Here is a 17,164-nt window from a genome sequence, read left to right as displayed (position 1 = left end):
AACGTTTTTATTATTTTCCAACACTCAGGATAGATGATATTTACTCCATCTTGCATCCACCGATAGAAATAAGGTATTTTTTATCTATTTGTCATTGGATACAGATCGATATCTAGCTGGAGATATATGGCTCCTTAACAAAAGGTTGTGGAATACTTATACAAATTCTATTTCTTTCTATATAAAGTCTTCTAGTTCTTGCAGTATATAGAGATGGGGGAGTTTCATTCTTACTTTATCTCTCATCTCAATCCAAATACTAAATCCTATAAATAATCTCCTGTCACAATATTAAATTTTTCTTATAAAATTAAAGAATAATAATATTTTATATTAGCAAAAATAAGTTGTTTAAAATACGATAACCATTGTAGAAGAGAGCCACCATAGAATTCTTATGAATTTCAACAACCTAAGATATGTTGAAGCATTCTGAATCTAGTACCACTTAATTGGAAAATCGCAGAATGAACCTACGTTTAGAGGCAGAGAAGGTACAACTAGAGCTTTACGCCGAGATTGTTAAAAATATGCAATTTGGCTTGATGGTATGGCATCTAGAAGATCCTAAAGAAGTCACTTCATTCCGATTGGTTACTAACAACCCCGCAGCCAGTCGCCTCACTGGGATGTCTCTACAAGACTTTATTGGGAAACGAATCACGGAATGCTTTCCCAGTACATACAAGGAGAATAAAGGGACTTTGGAATTGTATGCGGAAGTGGCGCTGTGCGATCGCCACATAGACCAATATGAAGCTTACTGTAGTGACGAACGAATATCGGGTAACTTTTTTAGCATAAAAGTGTTTCCGTTACCAAACCGATGTATTGGGATTGTATTTGATAATATTACACACCAAAAGCAAGCAGAAGAAGCATTACGCGAGACAGACGAACGGTTTCGTGCAACTTTTGAACAAGCAGCCGTTGGGATCGCTCACGTAGCTATAGATGGTCGATGGTTGCGAGTGAACCAAAAATTATGTGAAATCGTTGGTTACTCCTATCAAGAACTTTTAGAACAAAGGTTTCACGACATTACTCATCCAGACGACTTGGAAAATGATTTAAACTGTATCAAGCAGCTACTAGCGGGTGAAATCGATCATTATTCGTTGGAAAAGCGCTACATTCACAAGGATGGCTCAATTGTTTGGATCGATCTGACCGTTTCCCTAGCAAAGGAAGAAAGAGGAGAGGGGGAGAGAGGGAGAGGAGGAGAAAAGGAGAACGGTTCTACCTTATCTCCCGTGTCTCTTCCCGGTAAGCCCAAATATTTCATTGCTGTCATAGAAGAAATCAACGAGCGTAAAGCAGCAGAAATAGCCTTGCTGCAACGAGCAGAAGAGTTAGTACGCGTAAACACAATTCTGGCGCAAACCACAGCAATGTTAAAAAAACGTAATGACGAACTCGATCAGTTTGCTTACGTGGCGTCTCACGACCTTAAAGCACCCCTACGCGCCATTGCCAGTCTTTCAGAATGGATGGAAGAAGATCTCGCAGACACTCTTCCCGAAGAAAACCAACAGCAGATGCGCTTGTTGCGAGGGCGAGTGCGCCGAATGGAATCTTTAATCAACGGGTTGTTAGAATATTCAAGGGTGGGACGCACTCAAGTGCCATTGTCGGTGGTCAATGTTGCTTCACTTATCAAAGAGATTGTTGACTCCCTTTGTCCCCCGCCTACGTTCACGATTGAGGTAGAACCAGATATGCCTACCTTTGTGACCAAGCGCTTACCTTTGCTACAAGTATTTAGCAACTTAATTGGGAATGCTGTCAAGCACCATTCTAGAACTGATGGTCGTGTCATGATTTCCGTGCAAGACCGAGGAGCGTTTTATGAATTTGCTGTTTCTGATGATGGACCTGGAATTGCTCCTGAGTTTCACGATAAAGTTTTCCTGATATTCCAGACCTTAGAAGCTCGCGATCGCAAAGAAAGCACTGGAGTCGGGTTGGCCATTGTCAAGAAAATTGTTGAAACCGAAGGCGGTACAATTTCATTGCACTCTCAAGAAGGCGCAGGTAGCACTTTTCGCTTTACTTGGCTCAAACAACCCCTTGAGTAAGGAAGGCGCGGGTTAGGGGGAGTTCCCAACCCACGCATCCAAAATGGTATGATTTTCGTGCAGCTCTGACCAATGGCTGAAGACGCACTACTCGCCATACAATTACAATCGATTTGGAGCTGAGTCGGGTATCTCGTTTTACTGGGGCTTAGCTTGTTTTGCTATTTATATAATCATTTTAAGTCATGCTAATAGTATGATAATATTGTCATTTCCTGTTAAAGTCAAACTATTAGCTTTGAAAAATGAAATGTCTTTTTCGGTCGCCCGAAATTGAGATTGAGTACACTGTATTTAATCAAAGGAAATGTCAGACAGAGTGATAAACATTTTATTGGTGGAGGATGACGAAGTTGATGTAATGAATGTCAAACGGGCATTCAAAAAAGTAAATATTAATAATCCCTTATATCTTGCCACAAATGGGATAGAAGCACTGTCAATGTTACGTGGAACTAACGGTCAACAGCCTGAAGTTCCATCCGAAAGACGGTTGATTTTGTTAGATTTAAATATGCCTAAAATGGGCGGGATTGAATTCCTGCAAGAATTACGTTCCGATTCTAAATTGCGGGCAACCCCGGTGGTAGTAATGACAACTTCCAATCAAGATAAGGATAGAGTAGAAGCATATAATCTCAATGTTGCTGGTTATATTCTTAAACCTGTAACTTTTAATAGTTTTATAGAGTTAATGGCAACTTTAAACAAATATTGGACATTGTGTGAAATGCCATAGGTCAGCGCTCGCTGACAAAAAAGTGCCGTCAACTACCGTTAAGGTTTTAATAAGATGATTTTGATGACAGTTAAAATAAGAAAATTTGGTTATACCAACAGTAAATCCTATAAAAAAAGATTTCTGTGTTGAATAATGGCGAAAGCTAAGAGTGATGGAAGAGAAACTAAAAGTTTTAGTTGTAGATGATGACGAAGTAGACCGCATGGCAGTGCGTCGCGCATTGACAAAAGCCGGTGTACAAATGCAACTTTTTGAGGCAAGTGATGGCAATAGTGCGATCGCTACCTTATCCAATAGTTCCTATGATTGTGTCTTTCTCGACTATCGCTTGCCAGACCAAGACGGCTTAAGTCTACTTCACAGTTTACGTTTAAAAGAGATTCGAGTGCCAGTTGTTGTTCTTACAGGTCAGGGAGATGAGCAGATAGCAGTGGAACTGATGAAAGCTGGTGCTATTGATTACCTCTCGAAATCCAGGATATCCTCAGAAATTTTGGCACAGGTGCTGCGAAATGCAATTAGAGTCCATAGAGCAGAAATGCAAGTCGCTTTGGCCAATCAACAATTGCGAGAGAGTAACGATCTCCTCACTCGGAAAAACCAGGAATTAGAAATACAGCGAAAACAAATTGAAATACAAAATTGGAAACTGGTGGAAGCATCAAGACTGAAATCGCAGTTTCTAGCAACTATGTCTCACGAATTGCGAACCCCAATGAATGCCATCATTGGGTTTTCTCAGTTATTATTGAGACCAAAATGCGGACCATTAACGCATCAACAGAAAGATATGGTAGAGCGGATTCTAAATAATGGCAAGCATTTGCTCATGTTACTTAATGAAGTTCTCGACTTTTCTAAACTAGAAGCGGGAAAGTTAGATTTAAAGCCAGAAAACTTTGATTTATCAAAGGTGGTTAATGCCACTATCCAAGAAATGCGATCGCTAGCGGAGGAGAAGAATTTGTCTTTGGTAGTTAAAATAGAATTACCAAACTCTTTGGTATTTAACGACCCAACTCGTGTACGACAGATTGTAACGAACCTGCTTTCAAATGCAATTAAGTTTACAGAGTCTGGAAGTATTAGAGTTGAGGTTAAAGAACTCTCTCCCGAGCAACTGCAGCTTGCGGTTTACGATACCGGAATTGGGATCGATTCTGCTGATATAAAGCAAATTTTTGAAGCTTTTAGGCAAGTCGATCAGAGTACAACTCGCAGGTATCCGGGTACGGGTTTGGGTTTGCCAATTATTAAAGCATTGTTGCAAATGATGGATGGCACAATATCTGTAGAAAGTCGTTTGGGAGAGGGATCGGTGTTTCGGATTGAGATGCCTCGTAAAATATTAGCATCAAATCAACAAAGTGCTGATGGGGCAGTGAATTCTCCTTCTTATTCAAATCAAACAAATCTATGGCGTCAGCAGGAAATGGCTCGCTTTGCTCCAGAAGGTATGCAAAGGAAAAGTAGGGACTTATAATTTTAAGATTGTAAAAGAAAATCAAGTTATAAATTCTTTTCAAAAAAAGTCGATAAATTTATGATGTCTGGCGAAACTTCTAAAGTAGATCGAATTCTTGCTGTCGATGATACTATTGATAACCTCATCTTACTTCAAACCATGTTGGAAGTAGAAGGATATGAGGTGGACTTAATATCAGATGGAGCGAGTGCTTTAAAGCAAATTCTCAAATCTCCTCCAGACATAATTCTATTGGATGTGATGATGCCAGGAATGGATGGATATGAGGTCACGCGTCACATCCGCAAACATCCCGAAATACAATACATCCCCATCCTGCTGTTAACAGCACATATTGAAGTGAGTGTTGTGGAAGGTTTGGATGCGGGAGCAGATGATTTTATCCGCAAACCATTTGACCAAGACGAACTGCTTGCGAGAGTGCGATCGCTACTGCGTCTCAAGCACAGCATTGACGAGCAACAAAAAATGGCAAAAATGCGGGAAGACTTTGTGTCTCGTCTCACCCACGATTTGCGAACCCCCCTAGTTGCAGCAGATCGGATGCTGAATTTGTTTGAACAGGAAACGTTCTGCAAAATTTCGCCAGAAATGAAAGAGGCGATCGCCGCCATGATTCGCAGCAATCAAAATTTACTAGAAATGGTAAATAACTTGCTTGAAGTGTACCGCTTTGAAGCAGGTAAAAAAACCATGCAACTTGATAGCTGTAATATGCAGCAGATTGTAGAAGAAGTTGCTCAAGAACTGAGTCCTTTGGCACTAGAGAAGGGTTTAACTGTATCTGTCGATACCAAATCCTTGAAAGAAATAGGGGATAGTGCTGGTACAGTTATGGGCGACAAACTCGAGTTAAGGCGAGTCGTCAGCAACCTCATAGGGAATGCTATCAAGTTTACCGATACAGGAGGAATCGACATTCGTATTTCTGAAACACCGACGAGCCAAAAAGATAAAGCTTGGGTTGTCATTGATGTCAAAGATACTGGATACGGTATAGCACCCGAAGATCAAGCCTTTCTGTTTGAACGTTTTCGACAAGGAAAACACAAACGTGCAGGTAGTGGGTTGGGGCTGCATCTCTCGCAACGTATTATTGAGTCCCACAAAGGAAAAATTCAAGTGTCTTCCGAACTTGGTAAAGGCAGTGTATTTACAGTATGCTTGCCAAAGCAAAGTTAAAAAGCAAAAATGATAGTATTCTCAGTCACTGTCGGGTTTTCCCTTCTATACCAAGCGATTGTAGCCCGTCATATAAAATACTGCGTTCGGATGGTGATTTTAAACAACGTCTCTCATTACAATGCAAATAATGGTTCATGAATCTTAGCTGATTACAATACATGAAAAATTACATCGCTAATGAGAACTCAAAAAGCCAAGAATGAAGAATTATGAGTGGGGAATCTAGAATTCCCAACTCACAATCACTAATTCTTACTTTCTGACTTTTCCATAGCGATCTAAATATCTAGGAATAAAACGCATGACTCCATCAACACCAACTCGCGGTCAGGTAGAAAGAACATTAACACAGCGCATTCAAGCTCTATATCGAGAGCGATTGGGACATCAACCCAGTAAAATCACTTGTCAATTATCAGAGCATAATGTAGTCCTTGTTTTGGAAGGTTCTATCACCCAACCAGAACAACTACTTGCTCAATCAGGTCGAGTAGAACTCGCCGAGCAAGTTCACTCGGACTTAGATGATGCAATTCAACCACAACTTAAGGCACTTATAGAAGAGACTTTAAATGTTTCTGTTATTGAGCTATTAAGCGATGCAACACTAGCCACGGGTCGCACTGGAATTATTGCCCTTCTGACAAATGCTCCAGAAGTTCGCACTCCTCCCACTCCAACTTCTAAAATTAGGCGTAAACCTTCATCTGGGAGTGGAAACAACCCAGAGAAAACAGCACTGTAAAATTATTCCTGGCAGAAATCAAATGCCGAACCAACATTTAATTTTCTCTTTAAATAAGACCGAACCATATCTTCTAAATCTTCGATCATGTAAGGCTTACTGATATAGTCGTCAAATCCTGACATCAAAATGCGTTCTCTATCCTCCGTGCTAGCTAAAGCAGTGATTGCAATAGCTGTAATGTGCCTGGTAAGCGGTTCTTGCCTCAGAGAACGCACCACATCAATACCGCTTTTTCCTGGTAACAGGATATCCAACAATATCAGATCGGGTTGGTATTCTTTGGCAACGAGTACTGTCGTTGAACTATCTTTTTGACAAATCAGCCTACAGCCAAGCGAATCGAGCGCGTAACTTAACAGCAGTAAATTATCATCATTGTCCTCTACTGCTAAAATTAGGGGTGGCTGAATATTGTGCCGCTTGTTGTCGCTCATAAATGCGTGTGCCAGTTCCATTGCTTCTCCAGAAGTTTTTGCTGTGCATACATCGTTTGTCTTGAGAGAACAAACGAGGCATTCCGCGAGCGGTTGATTGATAGCGCTCTCTCCAGACTGGCTCGTCTCTCAACCTTACAAGTTGATTGTTCTTGCTCGCTCAGATAACGAGATTCAGCTTTTGAGAATTCTCCTAGGCTAGCAGAGCAAGATGCTTACTCATTAATTATATGCAAAGTAGCTAGAAATTTTATCAAAAAACTCATAAGTACTTAATATATTTAAGCATTATTTAACGTAGTATCATCAAAGTGGCTGATTTCTTTGCATTTTGTTATACAGAGCCAATACATATCAAATTGGCTGAATTAGCCTTTGTATAACAACAAAACTTTACAAACATATTTTATGAGTAATAAATTATACTTAAACATTTTGTTGCAGTTCTTCTCACAAAAATGAATTTATATAAGTATAAATGCGTTAATCTGATGGAAAATTTCAGGGGTTTTTGAAAAATAACTATTATTTGGACACTGAAGACACCTTATGGACATCAAATACAGGAATACTTCTAACTAGAGTATGAAAAACTTTTGCAACCCTTGACTTTTTTGTAGTATACGTGTAGTATATAAATAACAAAAAATAAAGAATGTTTTAAGTCTATTTTCTTTGTTCGTTTATCCATAAAGGACGGAAGCTCTCATCCTACACAATGGGATAATTTATTTTTTGCAGTTCTCTTATATATTGCTTGAGGCGATCCCAATGTTTGTTAGGTGTCAAAGACGATTCATACAAAAATTCTTGCCAGTTAAATTTCAAAGCCATCAAACAAATACCTATTTGCGAACAGACTCAAGTTATGAGCGAACATCGTTTGGGCGAGATTGTAATTGAACGTCCTCGCCATGGAATGAGGATAAGTTTAAGAAAATGCACGGGATACAAGAAAACCCTACAAAAAATTACAGACGAAGCTGGGGAAGATGGGTTGCTCAGCCCGTACTTAATTAAACCAAGACATCGCACAAAGAGCTTTTCAGATCATCTCGGACCCCTTTACCGTTGGTTGCGTTCTAAAGTGGGAAAGCCTTGGAATGAGGTGTATGGAGAACTATGCTTGCACCTTGACATAACAACGTTGTCCGGGCAACACATACTCTTTCACGTGTGGGGTTTCGTGGAACGGGATGTCATTATAATCGATGGGATTCCTTATAAAAAAAGTAACCAATCCCAACCACTAGGCAAATACAGTGGGTATCGGTGGAGACAGTATTTATATGTTCACCCAGATACTGGGCTTCTCTGTCTCGTTGAGCCAATACCAAACACACCGACCAAAAAGCCAGATGATGTCGTTGTTGTAAATAACTACCATCAGTATCGCAAAATTAACGATATCTGGTACTTGGTTGTGTTTGCTGATTTTCCCAGTATGCCGGGAAATTATTTAGCAACCGACGTTTTACTTCAGTTAAATCTTTATCGTTGGGATGCTTGTAAAAAATATGGCAGGGAAATCTACGCGCTCGGCAAACAACAGTGTAATAAAAAGGAAATCAAGCATATCAAGCACTTGCTTGAGAAAAGAGCGCGATCGATAGCATGGGAAAGTATCAAACGACCGAAGAAATAAACAACTTAATCACTTCCTTTGAGGATTGTACTTTGCCTCGATGTCAGTGGACTCATGCTGCACACTTAACTGTTGCCCTGTGGTATCTCACTCAATACGAGGTAAAAGAAGCAATAGAGCTCATTCGTGAGGGTATTAAGAAATACAACTTTGCCATGAAGATCGAGACCACCAAAGATGGTGGGTATCACGAAACATTGACCCTATTCTGGATTCAGAGAGGGAGTCAGTACCTTTTGAGTGCTCGGACTCAAGATTCTTTGTTGCAACTGGTCAATGAATTCGTCGATTATTACCAAGATCGGCACTTACCGTTTCAATATTACACTCGAGATTTACTAATGTCTTGGGAGGCTCGTAATACTTGGGTTGCACCTGATTTAAAGCCTTGAGTTGGACATTGAAAATTTCTGGATTTCACACAACTACAAACCGTTATACACATGATATGAGTTGAGGTTTTATGACGCAAATCAGCACAAAACTCGTTCAACAACTACGTCAAAAAACTAGTGTTGGGATTATGGATTGCAAAAAGGCATTGCAAGAAAATAATAGCGACCTTATTAAAGCTGAAGAATGGCTGCGGAAAAAAGGTTTAGCTAAAGCGATCGCGATCGCAAATCGCGTATCTGCGGAAGGGCTTGTAGAGAGTTACATCCATAATGGTAGTCGAGTCGGTGTGCTGATAGAAGTCAACTGCGAAACTGACTTTGTAGCTCGTAACGAGAAGTTTCAAACCCTAGTTCGAGACTTAGCCATGCAAATTGCTGCTTATCAAAATATAGAGTATGTTAAGGTAGCTGACATTCCACTGGAAGTCGTAACTAGGGAAAAAGAAATTGAAATGGGACGAGATGACATAGCTAACAAGCCCGAAGCAGTCAAAGAAAAAATAGTTCAAGGAAGGATTGAAAAACGCCTCAAAGAAATGTCTTTGATGGATCAACCTTTCCTTCGGGATTCAAGTAACACTGTAGAAAATGTCATCAAGCAGCATATAGCCTTACTGGGTGAAAATATCCAAGTTCGGCGCTTTGTCCGCTTTGTTTTAGGTGAAGGTATTCAGGTGGATGAATAAACAAGGCTTTTAGCATAAAGTCGGAAAAACAGTAGCAATCGCTGCTGTTTTTTTAATTTGTTCGTAGTGGTGCTAAAGCTGTTGTCACTCATTTTGTGGCGATCGCTGAAAAAGTTGTCGTCTCGTTGCTAGAAGTTGCAAACCTTTACTTACCATCAAAATGAGTAACACGACAACTAGAGCTATAGCCAAAAGAGGAACAAAGATTGCTAGGGCTGAGAGAACGATCGCACCCACAGCCTCTATGGTGGAAATAACACCGTTACCGAAACCTCCGGTGAGTGCTGTTGAAGACAAACGAGTCATCCCCATGAAAGTTTGGATAATTCCTGCAGCACCACCACCAGCAAGAACGGCGACTGTCCATTCTAATAAAGGAGTCGTGGTATCGTGAACCAAAGCTTTAGTGATAAAAGTTCCTACCGCGATCGCAGTAGGTGTGGAGACGACATCCAAAGCATGATCGACCCAAGGAATGTAATAAGCTGCAACCTCAATACAAGTGGCTACAGCAAAGGCTATGAGTGCCGGATATGTTCCAATCCAGCTAAAATCTGGTGAAAGTGGTAAATGCCCGTAGATGGCAGCGATACTCATGACAAGAGGTGGTACAAAAATGCGAAAGCCACAGGCTGCACTGAGAGCAATACCTATACCTATACTTAATAATGTATCCATAGGGTTACGACTTCATGCCCGATCTCGCGAACGGGTTTAAATGTCCAATATTACTTAGTAATTTAGAAAAAATTTATAACAAAGGCATCTGACAAAAGAGTTGTCAATCAAGAATGATGGCTATTCCTTAGGCGACGAAGGATCGGGACTGTTTTTACGAGGTGTTAGTTTTTCTTCTACCTGAGGTTGCGGATTTACTTTAAGAACAGGCTCATTTGGAGAACTTTGTCTTTGTCTGAGAATTTGAATTTCTCTCTCTATCAAATCCTGTCCTTTATTAAAAAAGTCTTGAGAGTTAAAGGGAACTAGATCGCGAGAGAAACGTTGAATTTCTGTTGACGTTAGAGGAGGGTTGACTTGGACAGCATAAGCAGAGGTTTGTCCAACGAGTACAAAAGGCACTAAGTATAATAAAGCTTTGGTTTTCATAAAATGAAAAGGCAGCAGTTGTCACGCTATAACTGCCATGTGGTAGGAACAGGTTATAAACCCTCTTGTGTTGGGTTTATAACTACTAAGATAAACCAAAACACTTTTGGCTGCCCTCCTACAAATGGGTGAGCTATTCAGTCGTCTACATTCAATAAATCACAAAGTTTTGCTTGGGGTAGGCAGTGCTCGCCAATACTGAACGATAGGCACTGCTCGCCCTACAAAAGCCCGACAAAGTTGTTTACCAAGCACCTCTATTGAAAAATTATACCAATTTGAAAAAAGAAGGTGACAGACAGTTGAGTAAAATTCAGCCATATAAGGCTTTTTCAAGCCAAAATGGCATTACCTCTGAACTTCTTTGAGGATTTGAACAATTTGGTCATATCTATTTTGATGACCCTGCTGCTGAAACAATTCTGCTGCTTTTTGTAAATCTTGGATTCCTTGTTTTGTCTTCTTTGTATTTAGGTAAAGAATTCCCCGGTTTTTATAAGCCAGAGCATAGTCTGTTTTGAGCGCGATCGCTTGGTTGTAATCCTCTATCGCTCCTTGGCGATCGTGCATTTGCAATTTGACATTTCCTCGATTCAGATAAGCAGAATAAGGTCCTTTATCTGTCCAGTTATTGACTTGAATTGCCTTTGTATAATCAGCAATAGCTGCTTTTTTATCACCCATATTTTGCTGGACAATGCCTCTGTTGTAGTAAACTTCAGAGTCTTGAGGATTTATACGGATGGCTTGGTTATAATCTGCTACTGCTCCTTTATAATTACCCATCTCATCCCGTAATTGTCCTCGGTTAATATACGCGTCAACAATCGCTCCTTTACCCCAGCTTTCGTTGATTTGAATTGCCTTATTGTAGTCAGCAAGCGCTGCTTCTTTATTGCCTAAGTCGTAATACGTTATCGCTCTATTGTAGTATGCCAGTGAATAGCGGGGATTCAGGCGAATTGCTTGGGTATAATCTGCCAATGCTCCTTGCAAGTCTCCTGCATTAGATTTTTCCAGTCCTTGATTGAGCAAATCACTGGCATTACTTTGAGGGCTTTCTATTGGTGCTGGTGTTTGAGCATAAACTTGAGGAACATTTACTAGAACAGCGATCGCACCCAGAACTGCAATGGAAGTTGAAGTTAATCTCATAACTTTATATATAGTTGTGTGATTATACAGGAAGTCAATTCCTTTCAACTTAGGATGCCCAATTCCACTGCAAAATAATCACTTCAGTCTTTTGTTTTCTCTTGACACGTTTCCTCGATTAAAAATGTAAAAACACGTAACCCATGTCCCATAGCTTCTAAATTATAGAGGGAGTACATAGCGTGAAGAGACTTTTTTTTGCGACAAGAGCTATTTCTGACAAAAATGGAAGTTGTCGCCGTATATTTTGAAGAAAATCCAAAGTTTTTCTGTGCGCTGCGGTTTCTTGATGGAAAGCAAAGTTATCGGCTGCCTTTTGTAAGTCTGTAATTGCTGCTTGTTTGTAACCTAGCAAGTCATAGGCTACACCTCGGTTGAAATGAGCACTGGCATTGTTTGGCTGTAGTTTGAGCGATGCTGTAAAATCCGCAATCGCACTCTTGTTATCCCCACTTCGCCCACAAACGCAACCTCGATTGTAGTAAGCTCTGTAGTTGTTGGGATCGAGACGAAGTGCTGTTGAGAAGTCGAGCAAAGCGGTTTGTAAGTTTAGCAACTGAAAATGAGCTAGTCCGCGCTCGTTATAGATTTCTGCTAGAAGTAGATTGGATGTCTGAGGAATCTGAGTTAACGCCAGATTGTAATCAGATATTGCTTGTTGGTAATTCCCCAACATAGCGCTGGCGACTCCTCGGTTGTAGTAAGCCTTAAAATTGTTGGGTTGAAGTGCGATCGCTCGATCGTTGTCAGCGATCGCTGCTTGGTAATGTCCGAGTCTGTAGCGTGCTAATCCCCGATTTAGATATGGCTCGGCATTGTTAGGGGCAAACTCTATGGCGCGATCGCAATCTGCAATGGCATTCTGATAATCTCCTAACTGAAGATTGGCAAGACATCGATTGCTATAAGCAGCCGTAAAATGACTTCTCAGTTGAATAGCCTCTGTAAAATCTTTAACAGCTAGGCGGTAATTGCTATCGAGCATCTTTTCTACACCTAACTTAAAAAAGTCGCCTGCTGTCATTTGGATATTAGGGGCGGGTGATGGGTATGCAGGTAAGGTGAGAAAAAAACAGACAAATCCAACAGCAATACTGAAATTGAGTATGAATCGAAAGCATTGATTGAAGTGATTCACAGGCGATGGCTCACATAAATTACAAGGTCAGGGGTTAGGAGTCAGGGAAAAACCCAATGCCCAATCCCCCCGATCGATATTTATACGTGCTAGTGCATACAGTCCGCGATCGCGACTGAAACTCTATTTCCAGTCCTTATTATTAGCTTCGTCTAGCACATATGCTGCTACATCTTCTATTTGCTGGGGTTGTAAACGACCTTTAAAGGCAGGCATTGCATTTTTACCATTTGTGACTTGAGCAATGATGGCTTCAGATGAGTTCATTGCATACTTGTCTAGGGCATCTTTCTTCAGGCTTTTCTGAGCTTGAACTAAGTTCTTACCACCTGCATGACAAGAGGCACAATTGGCGTTAAAAATTTTGGCTCCTTTCACGGCGTCAGATGCCAAAGCAGGACGGTTAAAAGCAAAAGTTAATATTGCTATAGCCAACAACAGCACTGAAATAACTTTTTTCATCCTTTGTCTCCTCTACAACAAGACTCATTCTAGAAAATCCTTCATAATTCTCTGGCTCTTGCTTTGTGGCGTCAAAAGACAATCTGTCAAAGTTGGCTTGCTGTTGCGCTTTTATTGCAATAACAAGTTATTGCAATGCCACCTTTTTACAATGCATTTAAAACGTCTATTTGGTTTAAAATTTGTGATGAGGGAACTTTAACTGCATTCTTTAAAGATACTTAACAATTCATGGGACAGTATGAACGCCTAATTCTCATGGCAGAGGACGAACTGACACAGTACAGTACCGATGCTCGTAAAATAGAAAAACTTCGGCAGAAGATTGGTCTTTCTGTTTCCGCAAAAGAACAACAAGAAGTCAAAAAAGTACTGCTTGCTGAAATGCCCTCCGATCCGATCTCTCAACTTGTGGAAACGCAGCGTCAAGCAGTGGCGCTACCTTTTTGGGGAATTGCCGGTCTGGGTTTGTTGCTAGGAATTTCTTTTATGCAACCTTTGGACTTGCTTGCTACTGTAATTGGTACGGCGATCGCCATCCGCGTGCAAAAGTGGGGCTGGAGGCTGCAAGCCAAACGGTTGGTGTTACAAACTCTGGAAGATATTGAAGAGCGAATTCAAAAAGAGCGATCTGTGTAATAAAGTGCGATCGCTTTGCAAAGGGCATCACTAAACGGACTCATTTAACTCGATCTTAAAAACACTGTCAATTTTCCGAAAATTCTTATACTAACTTTATTTTTTTAACCTGAAATTTATTTCTCCCGGTTCGCTTGTTTTTTTAGGAGTTAGACGAAAGAGAAGCAAAAGCGTGAAGGCGAAATTTGATGGCAAAGTGGAAAGCGAGTGGGCGTAAGTGGTGGTGAAAAAAGCGCTGCTTGACATTGTGTAGTATGTGTATTATAAAAGGATTGTACTGCATAATCTAAACACGCTAGGCGAATGATGGCTTGTGCCACTTTACGCTCGCTTAACTAAAGTATTGGAGTCCTATTCATAAATTGAGTAACTTTTATCTATCTACGATTATTGGCGTTGCATAAAATAGGGATGAATCCTTGAACCGCGTTCTCGAAGCGTGCCGACGAAGGAGGCACAGACACGAAGTGCGCGAAGAAGTTAGATTTTTTCGTTTACAACAATTCAAAAACACCCCGCAATTACGCAACACCCGATTTTTTATCCTTAATCCTTTATCTTTCATCCTGATTGAAAGCTGTCGATAATTCACAGTGAGATTTTGTCGTGTTCTAGAAAAAACTATTTCAAAATATGTAACTTGTGTAGAGGAGGTAAGTTATGAGCACATTTAAAGTTGAGGTTGTAGAAATCAAGAGTGTAGATCCTCACCCCAACGCTGATAGATTGGACATTATAAATTTGGAAGGAATGGCATATCAAGTTATCAGCGCCAAAGGAAACTTTCAACCTAAAGATTTTGCATTTTATTTTCCTATTGATAGTGTTATTCCAGAAGACTATCTCGATAAATTTGGAATTCGTCCTTATTACTCCAAAAAACTTCGTGCTGCTAAACTGCGGGGCATTTTTTCTGAAGGCTTGCTCATTCCTGTAGGGGAGAATTTTACAGGAAATCCTGGGGATGACTATACTGAATATTTCGGTGTAACTAAATATGAATATCCAGTTCCTAAAGGAATGAGTGGAGAAATGGAAAGTCATATCGGGCATTATAAATTTCCCAGCCCCGAAAATCTCAAGCGCTACAAAGACGTATTGATAGAAGGCGAGGAAGTCGTCATCACAGAAAAGCTACACGGAACTAACTTCACAGTATTAGTAGATGCTGATGGCAATACTCATATTGGCAGCCATAACTACTTTTGGAAAAATAATGAGGTGAATAAAAATCTAGTTTATGTTCGTGCTTACCACGAGAATATTGTTTTACACAAACTTCCTCCTCTCACGCAAGTTTTTGGAGAAATCTATGGTGTCCAAGATATTAAATACGGTTTACCAAATGGCAAAATAGGGCTGGCTTTATTTGCTGTCCGTCAGGATAAACAGTTTCTCAATCACACCGATTTTGTTGCTTTTTGTGAAGAATTTTCCTTACCAAGAGTACCCGTACTTTATCAAGGTCCTTATAGTTGGGACGCTGTGTCACAATTTAACAACGCCAATAGCACACTCAGCACAGACTCTATAATGGAAGGTGTTGTTGTGCAACCTACCGTTGAAAGACACCATCCTGAAGTAGGTAGGGTTGTTCTGAAATTAATTAGCGACAGATATTTACTTCGCAATGAAGGAACAGAATTACATTAATAAGGATCAAAGAAAAATGGTAGGTTGGTTTGAGCGACAGCGAAACCCAACAAATATTCCATCAGGTTAGGTTTTTCCGTAAAAATTACGCATATCATTATTTAGACGTAACGGCAAAACCAACAAATATATTATTTGGTTGGGTTGAGGAACAAAACCCAACCTACCCCATCTTAATAAAGAAAATTTACTTAAATCTTAAGTATGACTGGTGCAAGTAGTGTTAAATATGGATACAATGTTACAGGGTTATGAGGTAAAAATAACGCCATGCAAGTTTGTACACGAGAAGCCAAACATCCATAACAATCGCTCCTACCAATATCTCACATAAAAAAAGACATCATATTAACACTGCTGCACCATTAAAAATCATGGACTTTGATTACTACAGACACAGTGAAGGCGCTCCCATTAATAGCAATCGTCAAAGTTTACTGGAAAGTGGCTGGCGACCATTTCATCGAGAGTTGGACTGGGAGTTTGTTTGGCATCTCTTCTATAACGATACGAAAGAACTGACTCAAAAAAGTTTGAACTTAGCAAGTAGTGTTACTGAGGTTTTAGGAAGAAATAATTACACTTGGTGGGCTAATTTATTAAATGTGGTTTCTGACAACACGCGTTATGAGGTAGAAAAATTTTGGAACTATATTACACCTGACCCCCTCACGCCAGATCATCGTTATAAAGATGTCCTCAGTACCGAAACACCTATTGTCCATTTTGTCAGTCGCAATAGCATACCGATTGATTACGTTTTGAATCGCCTTCAAGAAATTACTGTATTGCGGGTTTTAAAATTATTGGAATGTCCTGATATTATTACGCAGCATTATTTAGAAAGAGACTTTTATTTTCCTATAGAAAAGTTTGTCAATTGGGAACGATTGGACGTTGTTAACACTGTGTATGCGTACTGGAGCAAGCATGATGTTTGGTTGCAGATTGATGCTTACGATCGCGGCAGACGGCAATATACTATCATGGCAAAAAATTTAGCACCTCTGATTAATAAAGCAACTTACGATTTGGCAGTCATGCTCAGTGGGTATCAAAGCCGTGTTGGTAAGGTTCACAGTCAATTTCCCATTCGCACCTTTCCCAATGATATTCAAAGCTTTACCGATACAGTACAGCAAGCAATTCTCAACCAAAATCAGCTTGCTGTTTTGGTACATGGAGAACCGGGAACGGGAAAAACAGCTTGGACACAAGCAGTCGCAAAAGAAATTTTGATGCCTTTAGGGTATGTCATTTTCATTTTGGATCACGATGCGATCGCCAACTTTGTTCCGCCAACGTACTTAGAAAAAATTTGTATTATCATTAATGAAGCCGATAATTTGGCGCAAGACCGTGCAAGTGAAGTTGCCCAATACAGTAATAAAACAGAACATATTTTGAGTTTGCTAGATGGCACTTTATATCAAAGCGTGATAGAAGATTCAGGAATTCAAATACAGCAACAGTTGGTTATTATCATGACTTGCAATACAACAGAAAGACTAGATCCTGCCATGTTACGAAAGGGTAGAGTCGATTTAATGTATGAGTTTATTCAGAAATTTGTTTAGAGGCTATTGGCAAAATTACCAGTTACCACACAAG

18 protein-coding genes are annotated in these 17,164 nt (G+C 40.1%); 11 read left to right on the top strand and 7 right to left on the bottom strand.

Annotated elements, in window-relative coordinates; all coding sequences use genetic code 11:
- The first annotated feature begins 467 nt into the window (after nt 1-467).
- The 5 genes from AB0756_RS26785 (at nt 468) to AB0756_RS26765 (ending at nt 6,236) form a co-directional block, all read left to right on the top strand.
- Nucleotides 468-2,078, top strand: a complete 1,611-nt coding sequence (locus AB0756_RS26785; protein WP_038085410.1) for a PAS domain S-box protein — start codon at nt 468-470, stop codon at nt 2,076-2,078.
- A gap of 307 nt (nt 2,079-2,385) precedes the next feature.
- On the top strand, nt 2,386-2,817 hold the full coding sequence (locus AB0756_RS26780) for a response regulator (RefSeq protein WP_038085412.1): 432 nt from the start codon (nt 2,386-2,388) through the stop codon (nt 2,815-2,817).
- Nucleotides 2,818-2,971: 154 nt separating this feature from the next.
- The gene (locus AB0756_RS26775) at nt 2,972-4,303 is read left to right on the top strand and encodes an ATP-binding response regulator (RefSeq protein ID WP_038085414.1); all 1,332 of its coding nucleotides are present in this window, start codon (nt 2,972-2,974) and stop codon (nt 4,301-4,303) included.
- Between the two features lie 60 nt (nt 4,304-4,363).
- A complete protein-coding gene (locus AB0756_RS26770; protein ID WP_038085416.1) occupies nt 4,364-5,488 on the top strand; it encodes an ATP-binding response regulator in 1,125 nt (374 codons plus the stop codon).
- Between the two features lie 304 nt (nt 5,489-5,792).
- Nucleotides 5,793-6,236, top strand: coding sequence for a DUF2294 domain-containing protein (locus tag AB0756_RS26765; protein WP_038085418.1), 444 nt, complete (start codon nt 5,793-5,795; stop codon nt 6,234-6,236).
- Between the two features lie 2 nt (nt 6,237-6,238).
- Here the strand turns inward: AB0756_RS26765 and AB0756_RS26760 are convergent, their stop codons facing one another.
- Nucleotides 6,239-6,694, bottom strand: coding sequence for a response regulator (locus tag AB0756_RS26760; protein ID WP_038085420.1), 456 nt, complete (start codon nt 6,692-6,694; stop codon nt 6,239-6,241).
- A 690-nt stretch (nt 6,695-7,384) separates the two neighbouring features.
- Nucleotides 7,385-7,507 (bottom strand): hypothetical protein, encoded by a 123-nt coding sequence (locus tag AB0756_RS26755; RefSeq protein ID WP_272899756.1) that lies wholly within the window; start codon nt 7,505-7,507, stop codon nt 7,385-7,387.
- Nucleotides 7,508-7,541: 34 nt separating this feature from the next.
- On the opposite strand from AB0756_RS26755, the gene AB0756_RS26750 reads away from it, so the two are divergent.
- The 3 genes from AB0756_RS26750 (at nt 7,542) to tsf (ending at nt 9,399) form a co-directional block, all read left to right on the top strand.
- A complete protein-coding gene (locus AB0756_RS26750; protein WP_050045254.1) occupies nt 7,542-8,318 on the top strand; it encodes a hypothetical protein in 777 nt (258 codons plus the stop codon).
- On the top strand, nt 8,288-8,710 hold the full coding sequence (locus AB0756_RS26745) for a hypothetical protein (protein WP_038085423.1): 423 nt from the start codon (nt 8,288-8,290) through the stop codon (nt 8,708-8,710). The genes AB0756_RS26750 and AB0756_RS26745 overlap by 31 nt, the downstream gene beginning before the upstream one ends.
- Nucleotides 8,711-8,781: 71 nt before the next feature.
- Nucleotides 8,782-9,399: a translation elongation factor Ts gene (tsf, locus tag AB0756_RS26740; RefSeq protein WP_038085475.1), complete on the top strand. Its 618-nt coding sequence runs from the start codon at nt 8,782-8,784 to the stop codon at nt 9,397-9,399.
- An 84-nt stretch (nt 9,400-9,483) separates the two neighbouring features.
- On the opposite strand, the gene AB0756_RS26735 is transcribed toward tsf, so the two are convergent.
- The 5 genes from AB0756_RS26735 to petJ all read right to left on the bottom strand — a co-directional run bounded on the left by AB0756_RS26735 (nt 9,484) and on the right by petJ (nt 13,261).
- The gene (locus AB0756_RS26735) at nt 9,484-10,077 is read right to left on the bottom strand and encodes a DUF4126 domain-containing protein (protein WP_038085426.1); all 594 of its coding nucleotides are present in this window, start codon (nt 10,075-10,077) and stop codon (nt 9,484-9,486) included.
- Nucleotides 10,078-10,197: 120 nt separating this feature from the next.
- Nucleotides 10,198-10,506, bottom strand: coding sequence for a hypothetical protein (locus tag AB0756_RS26730; RefSeq protein ID WP_038085429.1), 309 nt, complete (start codon nt 10,504-10,506; stop codon nt 10,198-10,200).
- A gap of 348 nt (nt 10,507-10,854) precedes the next feature.
- Nucleotides 10,855-11,661, bottom strand: a complete 807-nt coding sequence (locus tag AB0756_RS26725) for a tetratricopeptide repeat protein (protein ID WP_050045253.1) — start codon at nt 11,659-11,661, stop codon at nt 10,855-10,857.
- A 157-nt stretch (nt 11,662-11,818) separates the two neighbouring features.
- Nucleotides 11,819-12,685 (bottom strand): tetratricopeptide repeat protein, encoded by an 867-nt coding sequence (locus AB0756_RS26720; RefSeq protein WP_137986149.1) that lies wholly within the window; start codon nt 12,683-12,685, stop codon nt 11,819-11,821.
- A gap of 237 nt (nt 12,686-12,922) precedes the next feature.
- Nucleotides 12,923-13,261: a cytochrome c6 PetJ gene (gene petJ, locus AB0756_RS26715; protein WP_038085431.1), complete on the bottom strand. Its 339-nt coding sequence runs from the start codon at nt 13,259-13,261 to the stop codon at nt 12,923-12,925.
- Nucleotides 13,262-13,492: 231 nt separating this feature from the next.
- Between petJ and AB0756_RS26710 the strand changes: the two genes are divergently transcribed.
- The 3 genes from AB0756_RS26710 (at nt 13,493) to AB0756_RS26700 (ending at nt 17,130) form a co-directional block, all read left to right on the top strand.
- Nucleotides 13,493-13,900 (top strand): hypothetical protein, encoded by a 408-nt coding sequence (locus AB0756_RS26710; protein ID WP_038085433.1) that lies wholly within the window; start codon nt 13,493-13,495, stop codon nt 13,898-13,900.
- Between the two features lie 660 nt (nt 13,901-14,560).
- The gene (locus AB0756_RS26705; protein WP_038085435.1) at nt 14,561-15,553 is read left to right on the top strand and encodes an RNA ligase (ATP); all 993 of its coding nucleotides are present in this window, start codon (nt 14,561-14,563) and stop codon (nt 15,551-15,553) included.
- Nucleotides 15,554-15,927: 374 nt separating this feature from the next.
- Nucleotides 15,928-17,130, top strand: a complete 1,203-nt coding sequence (locus AB0756_RS26700) for an AAA family ATPase (RefSeq protein ID WP_038085438.1) — start codon at nt 15,928-15,930, stop codon at nt 17,128-17,130.
- Nucleotides 17,131-17,164: the final 34 nt, after the last annotated feature.

It is taken from the genome of Tolypothrix campylonemoides VB511288_2 (genome assembly GCF_045999855.1).
Lineage (GTDB): Bacteria > Cyanobacteriota > Cyanobacteriia > Cyanobacteriales > Nostocaceae > Scytonema > Scytonema bouteillei_A.
This window is presented reverse-complemented; position numbering and strand designations above follow the sequence as displayed.